The organism is Streptomyces sp. NPDC001770, assembly GCF_053596135.1.
This window is the reverse complement of the sequence record NZ_JBSFFN010000035.1, coordinates 1-18,299: the sequence shown is the minus strand read 5'-3', so window position 1 is coordinate 18,299 and position 18,299 is coordinate 1. Positions and strand designations below refer to the sequence as shown.

The 18,299-nt window shown below is 70.1% G+C and carries 18 protein-coding genes; 5 read left to right on the top strand and 13 right to left on the bottom strand.

What is annotated here, in order from left to right:
* Positions 1–26 precede the first annotated feature (26 nt).
* The 6 genes from ACWCSV_RS27100 to ACWCSV_RS27075 form a co-directional block, all read right to left on the bottom strand.
* Positions 27–560, bottom strand: coding sequence for an SMI1/KNR4 family protein (locus ACWCSV_RS27100; protein ID WP_451146504.1), 534 nt, complete (start codon positions 558–560; stop codon positions 27–29).
* Positions 561–641: 81 nt separating this feature from the next.
* Positions 642–1,307 carry a hypothetical protein gene (locus ACWCSV_RS27095; protein WP_451146502.1) on the bottom strand — a complete coding sequence of 222 codons (666 nt, stop codon included), beginning with the start codon at positions 1,305–1,307 and terminating at the stop codon, positions 642–644.
* A gap of 140 nt (positions 1,308–1,447) precedes the next feature.
* On the bottom strand, positions 1,448–1,969 hold the full coding sequence (locus ACWCSV_RS27090; RefSeq protein ID WP_451146500.1) for an HAD domain-containing protein: 522 nt from the start codon (positions 1,967–1,969) through the stop codon (positions 1,448–1,450).
* A 15-nt stretch (positions 1,970–1,984) separates the two neighbouring features.
* Positions 1,985–2,677 carry a class I SAM-dependent methyltransferase gene (locus ACWCSV_RS27085; RefSeq protein WP_451146498.1) on the bottom strand — a complete coding sequence of 231 codons (693 nt, stop codon included), beginning with the start codon at positions 2,675–2,677 and terminating at the stop codon, positions 1,985–1,987.
* Positions 2,678–3,589 carry an aminoglycoside phosphotransferase family protein gene (locus ACWCSV_RS27080; RefSeq protein WP_451146496.1) on the bottom strand — a complete coding sequence of 304 codons (912 nt, stop codon included), beginning with the start codon at positions 3,587–3,589 and terminating at the stop codon, positions 2,678–2,680.
* Positions 3,590–3,664: 75 nt separating this feature from the next.
* Positions 3,665–4,414: a hypothetical protein gene (locus tag ACWCSV_RS27075; protein WP_451146494.1), complete on the bottom strand. Its 750-nt coding sequence runs from the start codon at positions 4,412–4,414 to the stop codon at positions 3,665–3,667.
* Positions 4,415–4,616: 202 nt separating this feature from the next.
* Here ACWCSV_RS27075 and ACWCSV_RS27070 point away from each other — a divergent pair, with 202 nt between their 5' ends.
* From ACWCSV_RS27070 to ACWCSV_RS27060, 3 genes are all read left to right on the top strand, one after another.
* Positions 4,617–5,972, top strand: a complete 1,356-nt coding sequence (locus tag ACWCSV_RS27070; protein ID WP_451146492.1) for a tetratricopeptide repeat protein — start codon at positions 4,617–4,619, stop codon at positions 5,970–5,972.
* A 35-nt stretch (positions 5,973–6,007) separates the two neighbouring features.
* Positions 6,008–6,505 carry an NUDIX domain-containing protein gene (locus tag ACWCSV_RS27065; RefSeq protein ID WP_451146490.1) on the top strand — a complete coding sequence of 166 codons (498 nt, stop codon included), beginning with the start codon at positions 6,008–6,010 and terminating at the stop codon, positions 6,503–6,505.
* A 100-nt stretch (positions 6,506–6,605) separates the two neighbouring features.
* Positions 6,606–8,339, top strand: coding sequence for an AIPR family protein (locus tag ACWCSV_RS27060; protein WP_451146488.1), 1,734 nt, complete (start codon positions 6,606–6,608; stop codon positions 8,337–8,339).
* Positions 8,340–8,789: 450 nt separating this feature from the next.
* Here ACWCSV_RS27060 and ACWCSV_RS27055 read toward each other — a convergent pair whose 3' ends face one another.
* The 5 genes from ACWCSV_RS27055 to ACWCSV_RS27035 all read right to left on the bottom strand — a co-directional run bounded on the left by ACWCSV_RS27055 (position 8,790) and on the right by ACWCSV_RS27035 (position 15,182).
* Positions 8,790–9,170 carry a CPCC family cysteine-rich protein gene (locus ACWCSV_RS27055; RefSeq protein WP_451146486.1) on the bottom strand — a complete coding sequence of 127 codons (381 nt, stop codon included), beginning with the start codon at positions 9,168–9,170 and terminating at the stop codon, positions 8,790–8,792.
* A 420-nt stretch (positions 9,171–9,590) separates the two neighbouring features.
* On the bottom strand, positions 9,591–10,244 hold the full coding sequence (locus ACWCSV_RS27050; protein ID WP_451146484.1) for a hypothetical protein: 654 nt from the start codon (positions 10,242–10,244) through the stop codon (positions 9,591–9,593).
* A 136-nt stretch (positions 10,245–10,380) separates the two neighbouring features.
* Entirely contained in the window at positions 10,381–11,703 is a 1,323-nt protein-coding gene (locus ACWCSV_RS27045; protein ID WP_451146482.1) for a PP2C family protein-serine/threonine phosphatase, read from the bottom strand.
* On the bottom strand, positions 11,700–12,515 hold the full coding sequence (locus ACWCSV_RS27040) for an alpha/beta fold hydrolase (protein WP_451146480.1): 816 nt from the start codon (positions 12,513–12,515) through the stop codon (positions 11,700–11,702). The genes ACWCSV_RS27045 and ACWCSV_RS27040 overlap by 4 nt, the downstream gene beginning before the upstream one ends.
* 90 nt (positions 12,516–12,605) lie before the next feature.
* A complete protein-coding gene (locus tag ACWCSV_RS27035; protein WP_451146647.1) occupies positions 12,606–15,182 on the bottom strand; it encodes a discoidin domain-containing protein in 2,577 nt (858 codons plus the stop codon).
* A gap of 202 nt (positions 15,183–15,384) precedes the next feature.
* Between ACWCSV_RS27035 and ACWCSV_RS27030 the strand changes: the two genes are divergently transcribed.
* On the top strand, positions 15,385–15,870 hold the full coding sequence (locus ACWCSV_RS27030; RefSeq protein WP_451146478.1) for a cupin domain-containing protein: 486 nt from the start codon (positions 15,385–15,387) through the stop codon (positions 15,868–15,870).
* Between the two features lie 7 nt (positions 15,871–15,877).
* Here the strand turns inward: ACWCSV_RS27030 and ACWCSV_RS27025 are convergent, their stop codons facing one another.
* Positions 15,878–16,999 (bottom strand): threonine synthase, encoded by a 1,122-nt coding sequence (locus tag ACWCSV_RS27025; RefSeq protein WP_451146476.1) that lies wholly within the window; start codon positions 16,997–16,999, stop codon positions 15,878–15,880.
* 347 nt (positions 17,000–17,346) lie between these two features.
* Here ACWCSV_RS27025 and ACWCSV_RS27020 point away from each other — a divergent pair, with 347 nt between their 5' ends.
* Positions 17,347–18,099 carry a GntR family transcriptional regulator gene (locus ACWCSV_RS27020; protein ID WP_451146474.1) on the top strand — a complete coding sequence of 251 codons (753 nt, stop codon included), beginning with the start codon at positions 17,347–17,349 and terminating at the stop codon, positions 18,097–18,099.
* Here ACWCSV_RS27020 and ACWCSV_RS27015 read toward each other — a convergent pair.
* A partial coding sequence (locus tag ACWCSV_RS27015; RefSeq protein WP_451146655.1) for a hypothetical protein occupies positions 18,092–18,299 on the bottom strand: 208 nt, incomplete at its 5' end. The genes ACWCSV_RS27020 and ACWCSV_RS27015 overlap by 8 nt on opposite strands.

The window sequence follows — 18,299 nt, the reverse complement described above, 5'->3', positions numbered from 1 at the left end:
ACCGCGGCGAGGGCATCGGTCCGGGTTCAACGGCAGAGCTTCTCGATGGTGTCCTCGAAGTCGGGGAACTCGTGAGCAGCCTGAGCGATGATCGCTGCGGCCGCTGCACGGTGGTCCGGAGCGAAACGCTCCGCAACAGCCGCCAGGCCACGATTGACCTGTGGAGCCCAATCGGGCTCGAGCTCGTCCGAAGTGGCAGCCTCCCACGGGCCGAAGCCGTCAGCCAGAAGCCACAGGAAGGCAGCCAGGTTGCTGGCGACGACGCCTGTCTCCCCTTCGGAGCCCAGGAAAACGATGGGCTGCTGTGCGAGCCCGCTACCCGGCCGAACCAGCCAGAACGCCGCGTAACCGCCGGTGCCGTCCTGGCCGAAGACGCGGAAGCCGTCTCCGTTCACCTCGGCGTTTCCTGTCCACGCGCGAAACCAGTCAGTGGTCTCATCGGCAGACAGGAAGTACTCATAGGGCTCGAAGTCGACCCCGTCCTCGCCGATGCACTCAATCCGAACTGCCATCGCAGCGGCAAGGGCGTCGGGAAACTGGCGATCTTCGTTGGCGGTCACACGAAGAGACTATCGATCGCCTCTTGACGGACACCGTGCCAACCTCGCTTGAACCGCAACCGAGATGAGGTGGACGCCACGTCAGCCGTCGTCGTCCACACCTCCTCGCAGCCCCCAATCGTCGAGGCCGGAGTAGATCACGGCAGTGCGGCCTCTGGGGAAGTTCAGCGCAGCGGCCTCACCGCTGTAGAGAGCGATCAACGAACCTTGCCCTCGCCACCAGGTGTCCGTCAGGCCCGTCACCTCGCGTACTTGCACGTAACCCGTCAAGTCGATGTTGGAGACGTCATCTCCGACGAGCTTGGTGACCTGTTTCGCCCACCTGGACGCGTGGTGGGCCAGGGCCACCGACTCCACCCAACCCTCGATGGTTGCGTGGAGGGGGGCCCACTCTTCTGCCTGAATGCCGAACTCGCCGGACGGACTGATCATGAACGAGTAGGGGACCGCGGTCCGCTGCATTCCGGCTTCGAACCACCATCCTGCGGAGTCCTCCTCCGGCGAGTCCGGATCGAGGTACTTCGGGCCTCCGTCGTACTTCGGTGCGGGTGGCAGGAGCAGACCGCCCCATCGGTTTTGGTAGGAGGCCATCCGATCAATCACCGCTGGTGGAACGTCTCGTTCGAGCCACCACTCCCGATGCTCCTCAACGGGGCGAACGTCTACTTTGACGCCATGCGTGCCGACAAAGGTTCGCGCTCGTCGGGTCAGACCGTCGGGCACGTCGTTGATGAGATGAAGATTCATCCGAGGACGCTATCCCGGCCGGTGCAGGAGGGGCCCTGACCGGCATTCGAGGGAAGGACTCCCGAACAACGAGACTCGCTTTCCCTCCCCGTCCGTGGCGGCGAGGGCATCGGCCGTCAGGCTGCGCGAGCTGTGGGTACCTATGTGAGCCACCTCGTGACCTCAGTCAGGTGCTCGGGCTGTAGACCGAGGTGCGGGTCGGGCTGAATGAGGAGGGTCGCTGTTCCCTTCGTAGTGCGCTCCATTGCCCAGTCATGGTCGAGGCTGGTGAAGTCGTCGTCGATCCAGACGGCGGGGGCCTCGGCCAGCCAGACGTCGACGTGGTCTCGTTTCCAGAGGTAGCCGTCGGGATGGCTGGTGGTGATCTGAGGGCGAGGCAGGTCGATGTAGGGGAAGTCGGGCAGCCCCAAGAGAGGGCCGATGATCGTGGTGGCGTCCTTGCGCCAGCTCGTGCACCACACGGGGGTGACGAGTCCGCTGGTTACGAGGTCGGTGAGAATGCCGCCCTGGCTCGGGTCGAGCCAGATGGGCACGGGGTCGTCGGGGTGCCGGCCTGTGGGCAGGACGGTGTGGCGGACGTGGGTGGGCGGGGTGCGGCCGTCGGCGGCGGGGAACGGTATGAGGACGCCGTCGATGTCGAGGAGCAGGTAGGGCGGGGTCATGGTTGCCTCCGGCGGTCAGCGTTTGCGGGCGGTGATCAGGAGGGTGGTGGGCCACGGGTCGCGGCGCGGGTGCTGCAGCTCCAGAACCGATGTGATGCGCAGGCCGGTCCGGGAGAGGTGGGCTCCCCAGCGGCGGGCGTCGAACTCCCATCGTGCGAGGGGCAGTCGGGTGCGGTCGGGCATGGTGACGTAGTCCTCGCGCGGACGGTCGTCCGTGGATGGATGTCTTCCGGCCCGTCCCGGGTGAGGGACGGAGAAGGCCAGGACACCGCCCGGGTTCAGGCGTCGGGAGATTGCGGCGAGGAGAAGTTCGGGGGCGACGAGGCCGATGGCGCCGAAGACGGAGTAGATCGCGTCGAAGGTCTGGCCGGTGGCCTGCAGGTGGTGCAGTGCGTGACCGGTGGCGAAGGTGGCGCCGTCGATGTGGCCGTAGTGGGAGCGGGCTCGGCGTACCTGGAGGCCGACCAGGTCCACGCCGGTGACGCGGGCCTGGTGGTGCTTCGCGAGGTGGGCCACGTTGTGGCCGGGGCCACAGCCCAGCTCCAGGACGCGTTTGCCGCACAGGTCCCGTCCCAGGATCTCGGCGCCAGGACCGAGGCCGGCGTGGGTGCTCCATTCCATCCGGTCCGGTGCGGTGAGTGCGTGCGCGGGGGCAGCGGCTGTGCGCTGGGCTGCGTGCGCGTACCAGGGGGAGACCTGGGCGAGCACCTAGACCTCCAGGAGTTGGACCACGTCGCCCAGGTGGCGGCGGACAACGGGGATGTACGCGGGGTCCTTGGCCGGGTCGTTGATCCAGCGGATGGCCTGCTCCATGAACCACTCCACGGCCCACATGCGGTGCCAGCCCAGGGCCCATGCCTCGGCGGTCAGGCCGCCCCGGGCGGCGAGAGCGCCCTCGTGGCCGCCCGCGATGACGTACTGCTCCAGGAACACCCGCATGCGGAAAGGGCTCGGTACGTCGGTGGTGCCGTGGTAAGAGGCGAGGTCGATCAGGCCGGGGCCGGTGAAGGCGCGTGCGAAGTCGAGGAGGTGCCAGCCGTGTTCTCCGATGTGGACGCTCGTGGGGTGGAACTCGGAGTGGACCCAGCCGAACGGGTCGAGCGTCGCGCCCTGGACACGGGTCTCGGCTGCGGCGGAGATCTTCCCCAGCGCGGTCTCGATGTCGTCGCAGTCCGTCCAGCGGTCGGCTTTCCGCAGCTGCTGGAGGTGATCGAGGGCTCGGCCGGGCAGGGCTGCGAGGCCCGCTCCGTCGAGGAGGGGCAGACCGCCCGCGGGGCGGGCGGCATGGAGCATGACGGCGGCGGCGACGCCGTCGAGGTCGTCTGCGTTCCGTACGGGGGTGCCGAGGTCGTCCATGAGCATTCCGAGCCACTTGTCCTGCATGGCGGTGGCGTGTAGAGCAGGGACCGGGAGCCCGCGCTGGTGGGCCAGCCGCAGGGCCTGGGCCTCGCGGTCGAAGGGCTCCTTGGCGTACTTGAATACGGCCGTGGTGCCGTCGGGGAAGGTAACGCGTTCGACGCCGGACATGCCCCAGACGCGAATCTCGGCGCGTTCGGGGAGGGGTTTGCCGACGAGGGCGCACAGGTCGTTCAGCAGGGTGGCGGACAGGCTCTGGTCCATGGGGGTCTCCAGGGGACTGGTGGGCTCCGGGGCGGGCGCGCGAGCCGGCCCGCCCCGGAGCCGTACTGGGGTGGGTTACTCGGCTGCGGGCACGCGGTGGGCGTAGACCTGCTCGATCCAGCCCGCCTTGAACTCGGCCAGGTCGTCACGGAAGTTGGCCATCGAGGCACCGTAGGGCGCGACGACGCCGCCGGACTGGTCCGGCACGGACTGGCAGCCGTGCACGAGCCGGCCGCCGAGCGCGGCGTGGGCCTTGATGGACTCGATCCGGCGGTGCTCGTTGAACCAGCCGCCGTGGTAGACCTCGTCCAGCATTCCGCCCGTCGCCTCGTCCAGGTCGAAGACGACGGAGGTGGCGGCGGGGAAGAACCAGCACGGGCCGACGTTGGAGATGTGCCCGTCCAGCTCGACCTTGTTGAGCGCCATGAACGTGGCGGCCTCGCGCAGCATGCGCAGGTGGTCGGCGGTGATCTGCGGGAGGCCGAGGCCGGCCAGGTGCTCCTCGCGGAAGAGGTACGCGTACACCCCGTACGCCGTCGCCAGCACACGGGCGGCGTCGGAGGTGGACTCGCTGTGCTGTTTGATGAAGTCGAGCGCGAGCTGCTCGACCGCGCTCTCGGTCGTCTCGTCCACGTCCAGGAGCTGCGCCTTCACGAGCTCCCAGTCGGCGACGAGCCAGGTGTTGGACTCGAAGCGGAAGAAGTACTCGGCCGGGTCGATGGCGATGCGTCGGCCGTCGACCTGGATGCCGGGCAGGCGGTTCCAGCGCGGGTCGAAGGCGTCGGGCAGCTCGACCGTGATGGTCGCGGTGTCGATGGTGGTCACCGTGTCTCCGTCTCTGATCGTCCGGACCGGGGCACAGGAATGCCCGAGCCCGTTGGGGCGTACGGAACTTGGGGGCCGCCCGGCCCGTGATGCCGTGAGTGGGGCGGCTGTCGATAAGTGAACCGCCCGCTACGCAGAGTGGGTACGGTGTGACCGAGGCCAAGCGGTATACGCGGTTTACAGATCCGGAGCGGAGGTGGCAGTGCCGACACCCACCAGCGCCAACTCCCGTCTGCGCGAAACGATCAGCGCCGCCGGGTGCACGTACGACGCGCTCGCCAGGGACGTACGCCGGATCGCCGCCGAGAACGGCGAGCTGCTCCAGACCAACAAGTCGGCCATCTCCCACTGGGTGGGCGGTGCCCGCGCGCCGTCCGGCAGGGCAGGCCAGTACCTCGCCGAAGCCCTCTCACGGCGGCTGGGACGCGTCGTCACTCGAACCGAGCTCGGCCTTCACTCGCCCGACGCTGAGCCGCCACCGGACACCGACCCCGTCACTGCGGTCACCGACCTCGGCCGTGCGGATGTCGAACGCCGCAGCTTCCTCGCCATCGCCGCCTTCACCACGGCCGGCGTGGCCATGCCGCTCCAGCACGACCACGAGGCCACCTCACGGATGCTCCGTGCCCGCACAGCCCGCTCCCTCGTCGGCAGCGACGACATCGACGTCGTACGACAGATCACAGCCGCCTTCAGTGCGGCCGACGAACGCCTCGGCGGCGGCCACGGCCTGACCACGGTCACCGCGTACCTCGCCGACACGGCAGCCCCCATGCTGCGCGGACGATTCCCCAGCGAAGCCTTGCGCCAGGCCGCCTTCGGCGCTGTCGCCGAACTCGCCTACCTCGCAGGGTGGAAGCACCATGACCTCGGACACGAAGGCGCTGCCCAGCGCTACTACCAGGTTGGCTATCAACTCGCCTGCGAAGCCGACCCCCACGGCCACGCCGCATGGATGATGCGCGCCCTCGCCCATCAGTCCCTCAGCCTCAAGCACCCCCACCACTGCGTGGACTTGGTCGAAGGCGCGCTCGCACGCGGCCTTGGCCACGTCGACGGTCAGACGAAAGCGCTCCTCCACATCACGCACGCCCGTGCCTATGCAGCCGTCGGCGAGAACCCATTGGCCGCTCGTGCTCTCCTCGCCGCCGAAGACGCCCTCCTGCGCGAGGACGGTCCCCAGCCCAGCTTCTCCCGCGTCAGCGGCCCCGCCGCCGGCACCGTCGCCAGCCACACCGCCCGTACCTTGACCGACCTCGCCGACCACATCGGCACGGAACAGCAGCACCGTGACGCGCTCACCCGCTGGGACCCGGAGAAGTACAAGCGCGTCCACGCCCTCACCCACGCGGACCTCGGCGACAGCCTCGCCGCACAGGCCCGCGCCGACGAAGCCGTCGCCGCTTGGACGCAGGCCCTGGTCCTCATGGAGGGCATGACCTCCGACCGCACCCGCAAAGCGATCACCTCGATCCGCTCCACGCTCGCGGTCTACCGGCGGCGCAAGGTACCCGGTGCCGCCGAGCTCGCTCGCCGCGCTCGCGAGGCCCTCGCCTAACATGCCCAACAACCCGCCTGACGAAGGGAACCCCCGTGGCTCAGCAGACCGACGACCGCTCCCAAGCCCTCAAGCCGGCGCTCGACTCGATGACGCTGCTGGTCGCGGCCGTCATCGTCCATGACAAGGCCACCAACCGCGTCGTGCTCCTCCAGCGCAGCGAGAACGCCAAGTTCGCCCAGGGCCAGTGGGACCTTCCCGTCGGCAAGAGCGAACCGGGCGAGCCCATCACCGAGACCGCGGTCCGCGAGTTGTACGAGGAGACCGGCCTCACGGTGAAGCCGGAGGCTCTCAAGGTTGCCCACATCATCCACGGCGCCTGGGGCGTTGAAGCCCCCAACGGCTTCCTCACGGTCGTCTTCGCCGCCCACGAATGGACCGGCGAACCCGAGAACCGCGAACCCCGCAAGCACGCCCAGGTCTGCTGGATCGACACCGACGCTATCCCCGACGCCTTCGTAGAGACCACGGCGAGTGCTCTCTGCCACTACCTGGATGAAGGTGCCCAAGTATCGCTTGATGGATGGCTGTAGATGTAGCAAGCAGAACGAACGAGGATTTGCCTCAATCTGTACGAAACCAAGCAGATGTGTCAAAGCGTGCCTCTAACACAAGTTCCAAGGGTGGCGAATAATGGCCAGTAATGACCTGGTTCTCATCGATCAGCTCCTCAAGCAGCGGCAGCAGGAGCGAGCGACTCCCCTTGCTGATGAAAAAGCATTTGAAGTTTTTGCTTGCGAACAGGGGGTGACTCTCGGAGAGCTGTCGCTGGAGGAGATCGAGGCAGGAGTCCTCGGAGGCGGTGGCGACGGGGCTATCGACGGGGTCTATGTATTTCTAGGTGAACGACTGCTGATGGAGGATAGCGAAGTCCTTGCGGACGATTTCAAGGCGACCTCTGTTGAGCGCGGCACGCGGCTGACACTGTGGATGGTTCAGGCTAAGACAACTCCGTCATTTACGGAAACTGCCCTCGATTTGGTTTCTTCGTCTGCTCGCCGTCTTCTCGACTTGTCTGTCTCAGGCGAGGACTTGCGTCAGCTCTATAATGAATCTGTGGTTGAGCGTGTTGGGCGGTTTCGTACTGCGTTGCGGGCATTGGCCACGAGGCATCCGAGAATTGAAATTCGGTTCTCGTATGTAACGCGCGGGGACGCTGAAGCGGTAAATGCTAAAGTCCTGGTCAAAGTGCGCGACTTGGAGTCGCAATTCTCCAAGGTTACGGCCGGGGCGGTGGGTAAAGTGGAGCTTCTGGGTGCGGCGGAACTCTGGACGCGGGCCAACTCCGCACCCTCCTACACGTTGACGCTTCCCTTCCAAGAAAGTATCACGCACGGGACTAGTCATATTGTGCTTGTCAAGATTCGTGACTACCTGGGATTCTTGCGTGACGAGGATGGTTCTCTGCGTCGCCATATCTTTGACTGGAATGTACGGGACTATCAGGGCGAAGTCGAAGTGAATCGTGAGATTCGAGCTTCGCTAGTAGACGCAAACTCCCCTCAGTTCTGGTGGCTCAATAACGGCGTCACCATTGTCTGTTCCCGAGTTTCTACCGTGGGTAAGGAGCACTCCCTTGATGACGTCCAAATTGTCAACGGTTTGCAGACCTCTCACACCTTGCACCGGACGCTAGAAGAGCTGGCTGTTAGTGAAACGGAGCACCCTGCACTCGAACGCTTGCTCCAGGTGCGAGTGCTGGTAACGGAGGATGCTGGAGTTCGTGATCGGGTGATTCGCGCCACTAACCGTCAGACCAGCGTCCCGGTGGCTTCATTGCACGCCACCGATGAAATTCAGCGCCAGATCGAGAAATATTTCCTAGAGAATGACTGGTTCTACGACCGTCGTAAGAATTACTACCGAAATCAGGGTCGACCTGCGAGTCGAGTGGTAAGTATCCCGCTGCTGGCTCAGGCGGTAATGGCGATGGGGCTCAGTCAGCCGCATAACTCCCGCTCTCGGCCGTCTAGTCTACTCAAAGATAATACGGAATATAAGCGAATCTTCTCCGCCGATATTCCCCTCACTGTCTACCTATGGCTTGCGCGGACTCAGAGCGATGTGGATTCCTTCCTCGCATCTGAGGTCGCCAGCGCCCCTGCGGCTGAGCGCACCAACCTGCGCTTTCACTTGGCCATGCTGGCTGCTGCTGAACTGATGGGGCGACGGGTCCGTAGCCCGAAGCAGCTCAAGCAACTTGCCGCTGATGGTCGGCACAGTACCTTGGAGCGCCTCCTGGAGCAGTTGCAACTCCTTCGTGGCCACTTTGAGGAGCACGCCAGCCGTACTGGCGACACGCAGGACAAGATCGCGAAGCGCTCTGACTTCGTGGAATCTCTTCTCGGAGCAGCCGGCTACCTCTGAGTACCTGGGCCCGGCCAGGAGTGTGGCTCGCAGGCGCGCGGTGAGTGGCGGGACGACGGGGGTGCGGGCGCCGAGTTCGGTCAGGGCCCAGCGGATGCCTTCCGGCTCGCTCCAGTCCGGTGGCGTCGCTCGTTGCAGGCAGGCGTGATAGGTGCGGCGCACGGCCTCGACCGCTCCGTCGATCTTCAGGCTCGCCAGGGCCATCGCCGCCCATTCCCGGACAGTCGAGTCGTCGCTGCGCAGGAGGGCGATGAGGACGAGGCCACAGCGCGGGTCCGCCACCTCTTCGAAGATCTCGATGGCGGTCAGCTGCCCGAAGCCGCCGAGGGGGGCAGTCCGTCGATGAGGGCGGGACGGCGTCGGAGCCGACTCCGATTAGTTCCGCACGGGCGTCGTACGACGGGCCGGTCGAGTCATCGAGCTGCTGGATGAGTTTCTCGATGTGGGTGGTCATGGGTGGTCCCGTCGCCAGAAGCTGGGCAGCCACCAGCAGAGCACCGAGCGGTCGTCGGGCCACGGGGCGCGGTCCTCGGCCGTCCAGTCCTCGAAGGAGTCCCGGGTCAGATCGATGGGGCGCCAGGCGGGGTCGAGCGGCTCGTCCTCGGCAGGCCGGCGGACGAATCGCCGACCGTGCTCGTCGCAGGCGCCGAAGTCCTGGTAGTTCCGCTGGGCCTCGATCAGGGAGACCTTGTTCGCCCCGCCTGCCATGGTTGGCCAGCGGAACTGGACCCCGTCGTCCTCCCAGAAGCAGACGGGGCAGATCTCGTACGAGCCGGGCATCGCGTCCAGCACGCGGTGTCCGCAGCACGGGCAGGGGTAGGAGTCGCTCACTTGCGCAGTCTCCTTGGAGGTCCCGCCGGTGTGCCATGCATTTCTCTGCCTGGGGTGCCTGGCCAGTCCGCAGCCAGTCCGCACGACACCCGTAAACGGCCGTCGGGAGCCAACGCGTGCCAACCAGGAAATCCCAGGTCAGGGCCCTCGATGGGGCTCCGTCGCAGGTCAGGATCGAGCCGCAGACATTCCGCTTCAACGTGTAGTTATGTGCGTACTGTGCGCTAGGCGTTGAGGTGAACATGCACGTCAGAAGGGGTCGGTCTCTGTCGAGTCCGACCCCTTCGGCGTCACCGTGCTGGACTGGTGCGGGATGAGAGCGCCGGTAACCGCGTTTTCGCAGGTGGGGGCGCTGCGCTGATCGTTCCGCACGGTGCGGGGCGGCGCAGTTCCCGCGGGCTCCTCCCGTGTCTCCTTCGGTCAACTGGCTCGTGTGGAGCCGAATTCGCGTCCATTCCGGCTGAGGGCCGCGATGATTTCCGCGGTGAGGGGGCGTCCGGCGAGGACGTGGCGGACGGCGTCGAGGGGGATCGGGCGCTCGTAGTAGTCCTCGAAGTACGACTGGACGGCCTCGGGGGAACGGTCGGTGAGGAGACGGAAGAGGTGGGCGGAGCCGTCCGGGTCCTCCACGCCGGGCGGGAAGTCGATGTCCGAGCCGGTCCGCCACTCCGTGTCGTCTGGCGTGCGCCACAGGCAGGTGGTGACGCGGGGGACGTCGATGTCCTCCTCGAAGAAGGCGGGTTCGTCCAGGAGCGGACTCAGCGCGGCGGGCACCTCGTCGATGACGCCGGGCCAGACCTCCTCGTCCTCCGTGCCGTACGGACTCATCCTCGACTCGTGGTCGAACCCGCGTATGAGCACGCCGGCCGGGGTGAAGACGACGGAGAAGTCGTCCCCCGAGCCGTTGTCCATCAGGGCGGCCTCTTCCCCGGGGCCCCAGTCGCCGTCGAAGGTGTAGCAGCAGTACTCCGGGTCGTCGCCGATCGTGGCGTCCAGCACCGCCAACGCGCGCAGGTGGGTGCGGAGTTCTTCGGGGTCGGGAAGGCGGGCGGCGACGTCGCTCGGAGTGCTCATGGCGTCATACAAGCAGCACCCACTGACATCGCGGTGCGGAAGGGGCGTGGGCCCCGCGCGACGGGAAGGGCGGGGCCCACGCCCCGCGCGAGGGGAAGGGCGGGTGTCCGAAACCTCGGGCAGCGGCCCCGGAACCTCAGGCGGAGGCCCCCGCCCCCGGGCCCTCGGTGTCCGGCTGTGCGCTGTCCGCCCCCGCCCTCTCGCCCCCCGCCCCACCCGCCGGAACCCCCAGCGCCAGCAGCGCGGTGTCGTCGGTCACGCCCTCTCCGAGGCTGTCCAGCAGCCCGGTCAGGGCGGCGACCACCGCGTGGGCGGGTTCGCCGGCGCGGCCCCGGGTGAAGTCGCGCAGCGCCTCGTCGCCGTAGAAGCCGGTGCGGTCCGGGCCGGTGCGGGCTTCGGTGAGGCCGTCGGTGTAGAGCAGGAGGGTGTCGCCGGGGGCGAGCCGGGTGTCGGCGGTGACGAAGGCCGGGTCGGGCAGGACGCCGACCAGGAGGCCGCCCGGCGTGGGCAGGTAGTCGGCGCGGCCGTCGGCGCGCAGGACGAGGGCCGGGGGGTGGCCGCCCGAGGCGAGGTGGACGTCGACCTGTCCGGTGGCGGGGTCGGGTTCGAGGACGCCGAAGACGGCGGTGCAGTAGCGGGGATCGGTGCCCGAATACCGCTCGTACAGCACCGTGTTGAGCGTGGAGAGGGCCGATACGGGGTCGGGGTCGTGCAGGGCCGCCGCGCGCAGGGTGTGGCGGGTCAGCGCGGTGATGGCGGCGGCCTGCGGGCCCTTGCCGCACACGTCGCCGAGGAAGAAGGCGAACCGGGTGCCGTCGACGGGGAAGACGTCGTAGAAGTCGCCGCCGAGCCGGTCGGGGGAGGCGGTGTGGTAGTGCGCGGCCGCCTCCATCCCCGGGACCGGCGGCAGGGTGTTGGGCAGCAGCGCCTGCTGGAGGGCGGCGAGGGCGTCCTGCAGCCGGGCGCGGTCGGCCTGGGCGCGCCGGGTTGCCTCCTCGGCGGCTCTGCGGGCCCGCAGGAGCTCCTCCTCGTAGGCGCGGCGGTCGCGGGCGTCGAAGACGGTGACGCGGATCAGCAGCGGGTCGCCGTCGGCGTCGGTCTTGACCGAGGCCGAGACGAGCACCGGCATCCGGTCCCCGCCGGACCGCTTGATCTCCAGGGCGATGCCGCTGATGGTGCCCCGCATGCGCAGGAGCGGGGCGAAGTGCGTCTCGTGGTAGAGCTTGCCGCCCATGGTCAGCAGGTCGACGAACCGCATCCGGCCCACCACCGACTCCGGCGCGAGACCGAGCCAGCCCAGCAGCGTGCGGTTGATCTTCGCGACGGTGCCGTCCATCAGCGTCGACAGGTAGCCGCAGGGAGCGCTCTCGTACAGTTCCTCGGCGCTGGGCTCCAGGAGGTCCCTGAACACGTCCGCTCCGGCGGGTGGGACGGGTTCAGGGACCGATGGGCCCGTCATCCCAGTCCGGCCAGGAACTCGGTGATCGCCGCGTTGGTGGCCTCGGGCGCCGACAGCTGGGGGCAGTGGCCGGTCGCGTCGAGGGTGACGAGGGCCGAGCCGGGGATCGCGTCATGCACGTACGCGCCCACTTCCGGGGGCGCGATCATGTCCTGGGTGCAGTCCAGGATCAGGGTGGGCACCGCCACGCCCGCCAGGTCCGCGCGGCTGTCGGAGAGGAACGTGGTGCGGGCGAAGACGCGCGCCATGTCCGGGTCGGTGGCGCAGAAGCTGTTGGTCAGCTCCTGGCCCAGTTCGGGCCGCTCCGGGTTGCCCATGATCATCGGGGCCATCGCGGAGGACCAGCCCAGATAGTTCAGTTCCAGCGACGCCAGCAGCTCGTCGATGTCCTCGGCGCTGAAGCCGCCCCGGTAGCCGTCCTCGCCGGTGCCCTCGTCTATGTACCGGGGTGAGGGGGCGACCATCACGAGCGCGCCGATCCGGTCGGGTGCCGCCTGCGCGGCCAGTACGCCGATCATGGCGCTGACCGAGTGCCCCACGAACACCGCCCGGCCGAGGTCCAGCTCCTCCAGGACGTCCACCACGTCCTGGGCGTACCCCCGGAGCGAGGAGTAGCGCTCCTCGCTCCAGGCCGAGAGGTCGGATCCGCCCGAACCGACGTAGTCGAAGAGCACCACGCGGTACTCCCCGGCCAGCGCGGGCACGGTCAGGCGCCACATGTTCTGGTCGCACCCGAATCCGTGCGCCAGCACCACCACCGGACCCTGAGGGTTGCCGGTGACGGTGACGTTGTTCCTGCGCCGGATGTCCATGCCACCCATCCTCGCAGCCGCCGCGGAACGCTACGACCCGGACGGCCCGGATCACGCGCTCGACCCGGAAGTTCAGGCCCGCGCGGGCCCCTACCGCACCCCCAGCTCCGTGATCCCGGCCGGCTTCGCCGGGTCCGCCGACACCACCGTCACCCGCACCGCGCGGGCCGTGGCGCCGGGGACGTACGGGTGCCAGGAACGGCCGTCCGCCGAGGTCTCCACGGTGTGCGAGACGGGCGGTACGTCGCTCCAGAGCGGGGTCACCGAGGTGATCCGCAGGGCGTGGTCCAGCCGGACCGTGAGGGTGCCGGTGGCCCCGTCGGGGGACCAGGCGGTGGCGGGGGAGCCGTCCACCGCGGCCTCCGCGTAGAGCCCGGGGGACTCCGAGTCGGCGGTGGCGGGGCGGCAGCGGGCGGCGTCGCCGGTGGGGGCCAGGTCGGGGCGGCGGGTGGGCAGGGCCAGGGTGGAGGCGAGGCGCCGCGGGCCTGCCGGGGTGTGCACGGTGAACGGGGCGCCCGACACCAGGCGGACCGTGGTGGTGCGGGGGCCGAGCGCGATGTCGTAGGTGCGTCCCCGGTGGCGCAGGCCCTTCAGCGTGACGCCCGCGCGCAGCTGCGGCGGCAGCACGGGGTCGAGCCGGATGCCGTCCTCGCGGAGCCGCAGCCCGGTCAGGCCGTGGGTGAAGACCTGGAGGAAGCCGCCCTTGCCGGTGAGGAAGTCCTCGGCGGGGAAGCCCGACAGCGGGTCCGAGGCGCCCGCCTTCGCGCCGCGCGCCTCGGAGAAGAGACCGAAGGGACCGGGCATGAAGGGGCGTACGGAGCGCTGGAGGTAGGTGTACGCGGCGCACCCGGGCTCCCCGATGGCGGCGGCGTCGATGGCGTGCACGGAGTCCGTCATGGCGGGGCCGTCCGGATCGGTGCGGGCGGCGTAGAAGTCGAGGGTCGCGGCGGCGGCGCCCGGCTCCATCGGCCACTCCAGCGGGTACATCAGCAGGACCGTGTCGGCCTGCTTGATCGTCGAGCCGTTGTACCCCGCGTACTGGAGGAAGATCCTGCGCTCCGCGTCGTACGGGATGCGCAGCCCGTCCGCGACCCGCTGCCAGGCGGCGGGCGCGGGCCGGCCGAGGAGGGCAGCGGCGCGTACGGCGTCGCGCAGGGCGGTCGCGGCGACCGCGTTGGTGAAGACCCCGTCGGTGACGCCGTTGCTGTACTCGTCGGGCCCGGCGACGTTCACGACCGACCAGCTGCCGTCCGCGTTCGCCGTGGCCCGGGAGGCCCAGAAGTCGGCGATCCCGCTCAGCAGCGGCCAGCCGCGCCCGGCGAGCCAGGTGCGGTCGCCGGTGGCCAGCCAGTACTGCCACACCGCCAGTGCCACATCGCCCTGGAGGTGGTTCTGGGTGAGGCAGTGCGGCGGGTCCCAGCTCTGGCACTCGGAGTCCAGACGGCCCCGGCTCGCGCTGGTCCACGGGTAGAACAGCCCGTCGTACCCCAGCTTCTCCGCGTTCGCGCGGGCCGCGTCCCGGGTGCGGTAGCGGTACTCCACGACCGTGCGAGCGAGCTCCGGGCGGGTGGCGAGCAGCCCCGGGTACATCCACGTCTCGGCGTCCCAGAAGATCATGCCCGCGTAGTTGTCACTGGTCGCCCCGGCGGGCGCGATGCTGTCGGAGGCACCGGTACGGGTCGCGGCGAGCAGCCCGTACTGGGCCGCCCGCAGCCACCGCTGGAGGTCCGGGCTGCCCGGCACCAGCACGTCCGAGGACCAGTCGCGGCGCCACACGGCGGCGCTGTCGGCCAGCACCCGCGCCCAGCCGCGCCCGGCCGCCCGCCGCGAGGCCGCGCGCGCCGAGGCGAGCGGGGTACGCGAGGTGAGGGCGGTGTCGACGCCGACGTACTTCTCCACGGTGTACGCGCGCCCCGCGCGCACCCGCAGCTCCCGGACGAGCCCCGGGCCCCTTCCCTGGTCCGGGCCCAGCGTCTGGACGACCGCGCCGTCCACCTCCGTACCGTGCGTGCGGAAGGTCCCGTCGGCCGCCACCGTCATCCGGCGCGCGCCCCGCGCGTCGAGCCGCCCGGTGACCGTCGCCGTGCCCGTCCACCGGGGCGTCAGCGTCAGCCGTACGGCACCGGCGTGGACGTCCGAGCGGTCGGCGAGGACCTCGTACACCAGGTCGGTGGCCCTGCCGTCCGCCGTCGTCCACCGCAGCGAGGTGCGGACCAGCCCGCAGGCGAGGGAGAGGGTCTGGCGGTAGTGCGAGATCCGGCCGGAAGGGGTGCCGGGGCCGAAGGTCTCCGCGCCGACGCGGAGGTCGAGCGGGGTCCAGCCCGGCAGCGCGGCGAGGACCTCGCGCCCGTCGGTGGTGCCGGGCTCGGCCCCGTAGAGCCCGGTGACGAACGCCCCGTCGTAGCGCGGGGTGTAGAGCGGCCAGCCGGTCTTCTCCGGGCGCTCGGCGTAGCCGGTTCCGGCCGGGGGGACGCGATGGCCCAGGTAGCCGTTGCCGACGTACGGGTCGTACCCCCCGGCCTCGCCGTACCGGGTGGAGGTCAGCTCCCACGCCGCGTCGGACGAGCCTGGGGCCGCGGCGGCCGGGGCCGCCCGGGCCGTGCAGAGGGGCGGGGCGGGGGAGGGCCGGGAGCCCTGGGCGGACACCTGGCCCGGCGTGACGATCATGGTCAGGAGAGCGGTGGTCAGACAGCCGGCGAGGGAGGTGCGCGCATGGGTCACCCGTACGAAAATAGGGACGCGACCGGCGGGCGCCCGGCGCGGCACGGCCGGCCACACGCACGGCAGGCGGACGGCCGACGGGGCTGCCCGCCGGATGGAGCAGTGGCGCCGGGCCGCGGGGCCGGGCGCGGACACGGACGGGGACCTCATGTCGTATCCGGAACCGGTGTACAAGGACGGCCTCGGCGTCGTCAACGCGACCTACCGGCCGGCGGGGACCGCCGCCGAACTGGCCGCCCCCAACGGCAATCGCACCCACTACCTGGCCAAGGGCACCGCCACGAACGGCGCGTTCGGCCTCTACCGGGTGGACATGGCGCCCCGGGCGGGCGGGCCCGCCACCCACTTCCACCGGGCGATCTCCGAGTCCTTCTTCATCCTCGGCGGGACCGTACGGATCTACGACGGCGAACAGTGGACCGACGCCACCGAGGGCGACTTCGTGCACGTTCCGCAGGGCGGACTGCACGGCTTCCGCAACGACGCCGACGCGGACGCCTCGATGCTCCTGCTCTTCGCCCCCGGAGCTCCGCGGGAGGAGTACTTCGAGAAGGTGGCCGAGGCCGTCCACTGGTCGGAGGAGGAGCGCGCGGAGTTCTTCATCAAGCACGACACCTACTGGGTGGGCGACTGACGCGTCCTCAGGCGGCCATCCCCGTCTTGAGCCCGGCCCCGCACACCGGGACCACGATGCTGCCGTCCGTCCACCCGCCGACCGCCGCCCAGCAGGCCACCGCCGTGGTCTCCGCGTAGATCCCGCGCCGGGCCAGATCCCGCTGCGCCTCCCGGATCTGCCCCTCCGTCACCGTGAGGAAGGTGCCGCCGGACGCGCGTACCGCCGCCAGGATCTGCGCCGCGCGCGGCGGGTCCGGGATGGCGATGCCTTCCGCGAGCGTCGGCGCCGGGGCCGCCGGCTCGCGCAGGGAGGCCGCACCGGCGTGGAAGGCGGCGGCGAGCGGGGAGACCGCCTCGGCCTGGACGGCGATCAGGGCGGGGCGCCGGTCGACGAGCCCCTGCGCGAGGAGTTCGGCGGTGGCGAGGGCGGCGCCGAGCAGCAGGGTGCCGTTGCCGACCGGAACCGCCAGGGCGTCGGGGAGCCGGCCGCCGAGGTCCTCCCAGAGCTCGTACACGTAGGTCTTGGTGCCGTGCAGGAAGTACGGGTTGAAGACGTGCGAGGCGTAGAAGGTGCCCGGCTCGTCGGCGGCGGCGCGGGCCGCCAGGGCGGTGGCCGTACGGTCGCCGGGGACGATCTCCAGCCGGGCACCGTGGGCCCGGATCTGCTCGGTCTTCTCGGCCGAGGTGCCCTCGGGAACGTACACCGCGCAGGGCAGCCCGGCGCGGGCGCAGTAGGCGGCGACGGAGGTGCCCGCGTTGCCGCTGCTGTCCGCGACCACCCGGGCGGGGCCGAGACGCCGCGCGAGCTCCGCCAGCATCACCGCGCCCCGGTCCTTGAAGGAGAGCGTCGGCATGAGGTGGTCGAGCTTCGCCGAGACGGTGCCGGTGAGCGCGACCAGCGGCGTACGTCCCTCGCCGAGGGAGACGGCGGGGTCTGCGAGCGGCAGCGCCTCCCGGTAGCGCCACAGGGAGTTGACGCGCCCGGCCAGGGCGTCCCGGTCGAACGGCCGCGCCGGGGCGAAGTCGAGGTCCCACGGGCCCCGGCACTCCGGGCAGCACCAGGGCGCGGTGGCGGCGTCGGCCGTGGTCCCGTCCCGCGGGCAGCGGTACGGCGGCAGGAGCGGGTGGGCGTTCACCGGTACGGGCATGGGGCCAGCCTGCCAGCCGCCGGGGCGGCGCGGGCGTCGGGGCGGCGCGGGCGTCGGCGGAGAAGATCGCGCGGGTGCGTACTCCCCGCACACGGCCGTCGTGCGCCCGGGCGGCCGCCCCCCGGACCCGTCGCCCGGGGAGGCACGTGTCACTTCCTCGGGCGCCGGGGGCATGCGGAGGGCGCGAAGTGGGCAGAGAACGGCCGGAAGAGCTGTGGTGATGCCGTTCGGACCATGCCTCGAGCACCCCCGAATCATCACTTTGAGTGAAACTCTGGCCATTGCTTGTCTTGCGCCACTCACGGTTGCGACTCTGTTGCGGTCTGTCAACTTGTTGGGAGTGGCCAGTGACTTTCGGTGAGCAGCCCGCCTATCTGCGCGTGGCGAGCGATCTGCGGGAGAAGATCGTCAAGGGAGCGCTGCCGCCCCATACCCGCCTGCCGTCCCAGGCGCGCATCCGCGAGGAGTACGGCGTCTCGGACACCGTCGCGCTGGAGGCGCGCAAGGTCCTCATGGCCGAGGGGCTGGTGGAGGGGCGCTCCGGGTCCGGTACGTACGTCCGGGCGCGTCCGGTGCCGCGCAGGATCGCCCGGTCCGGCTACCGGCCCGGCATGGGGTCCAGTCCGTTCCGGCAGGAGCAGAGCGCGGAGGGCGTGCGCGGCACCTGGGAGTCGAGGAGCGAGCAGGAGGAGGCCGGTCCGGAGATCGCCACGCGCCTCGGCATCGAGCCCGGGGAGCGGGTCATGCGCACGCGGTACGTCTTCCGGGACGCGGGCGAGCCCATGATGCTCTCGACCTCCTGGGAGCCGCTCTCGGTCACCGGGCGGACCCCGGTGATGCTCCCCGAGGAGGGGCCACTGGGCGGCTGCGGGGTGGTCGACCGGATGGCGGCGATCGACATCGTGGTGGACAACGTGACCGAGGAGGTCGGCGCCCGCCCGGGGCTCGCGGACGAACTCGGCGACCTCGGCGGGGTGCCGGGCCACGTGGTCATGGTCATCGCGCGCACCTACTACGCGGGCGGGCAGGCGGTCGAGACCGCCGACGTGGTCGTCCCCGCCGACCGCTACCGGGTCGCCTACCACTTGCCGGTCAAGTAGCGCCGCCCCGGCCCGATCCGCCCCGGCGCGGCCCTGCCCTGCCCTGCCGGGCTCGCGGGCCGTACGCCTGCCGGCCCGCTCCTGCCCGCCCCGGCCCGCCGCCGCCCATCCGCCCGCGACGCGACCTGCCCGCGATGCACTCCTTCTCGTTGTACGCGGGCACGACGACACTCACCGGGCGGACCACCTCGGGCCCCCAG

Bases quoted from the DNA above. Each gene is read 5' to 3' on its own strand.
- ACWCSV_RS27095 (WP_451146502.1), bottom strand. From the start codon at position 1,307: ATGAATCTTCATCTCATCAACGACGTGCCCGACGGTCTGACCCGACGA.
- ACWCSV_RS27090 (WP_451146500.1), bottom strand. From the start codon at position 1,969: ATGACCCCGCCCTACCTGCTCCTCGACATCGACGGCGTCCTCATACCG.
- ACWCSV_RS27080 (WP_451146496.1), bottom strand. From the start codon at position 3,589: ATGGACCAGAGCCTGTCCGCCACCCTGCTGAACGACCTGTGCGCCCTC.
- ACWCSV_RS27060 (WP_451146488.1), top strand. From the start codon at position 6,606: ATGGCCAGTAATGACCTGGTTCTCATCGATCAGCTCCTCAAGCAGCGG.
- ACWCSV_RS27050 (WP_451146484.1), bottom strand. From the start codon at position 10,244: ATGAGCACTCCGAGCGACGTCGCCGCCCGCCTTCCCGACCCCGAAGAA.
- ACWCSV_RS27045 (WP_451146482.1), bottom strand. From the start codon at position 11,703: ATGACGGGCCCATCGGTCCCTGAACCCGTCCCACCCGCCGGAGCGGAC.
- ACWCSV_RS27040 (WP_451146480.1), bottom strand. From the start codon at position 12,515: ATGGACATCCGGCGCAGGAACAACGTCACCGTCACCGGCAACCCTCAG.
- ACWCSV_RS27035 (WP_451146647.1), bottom strand. From the start codon at position 15,182: ATGATCGTCACGCCGGGCCAGGTGTCCGCCCAGGGCTCCCGGCCCTCC.
- ACWCSV_RS27030 (WP_451146478.1), top strand. From the start codon at position 15,385: ATGTCGTATCCGGAACCGGTGTACAAGGACGGCCTCGGCGTCGTCAAC.
- ACWCSV_RS27025 (WP_451146476.1), bottom strand. From the start codon at position 16,999: ATGCCCGTACCGGTGAACGCCCACCCGCTCCTGCCGCCGTACCGCTGC.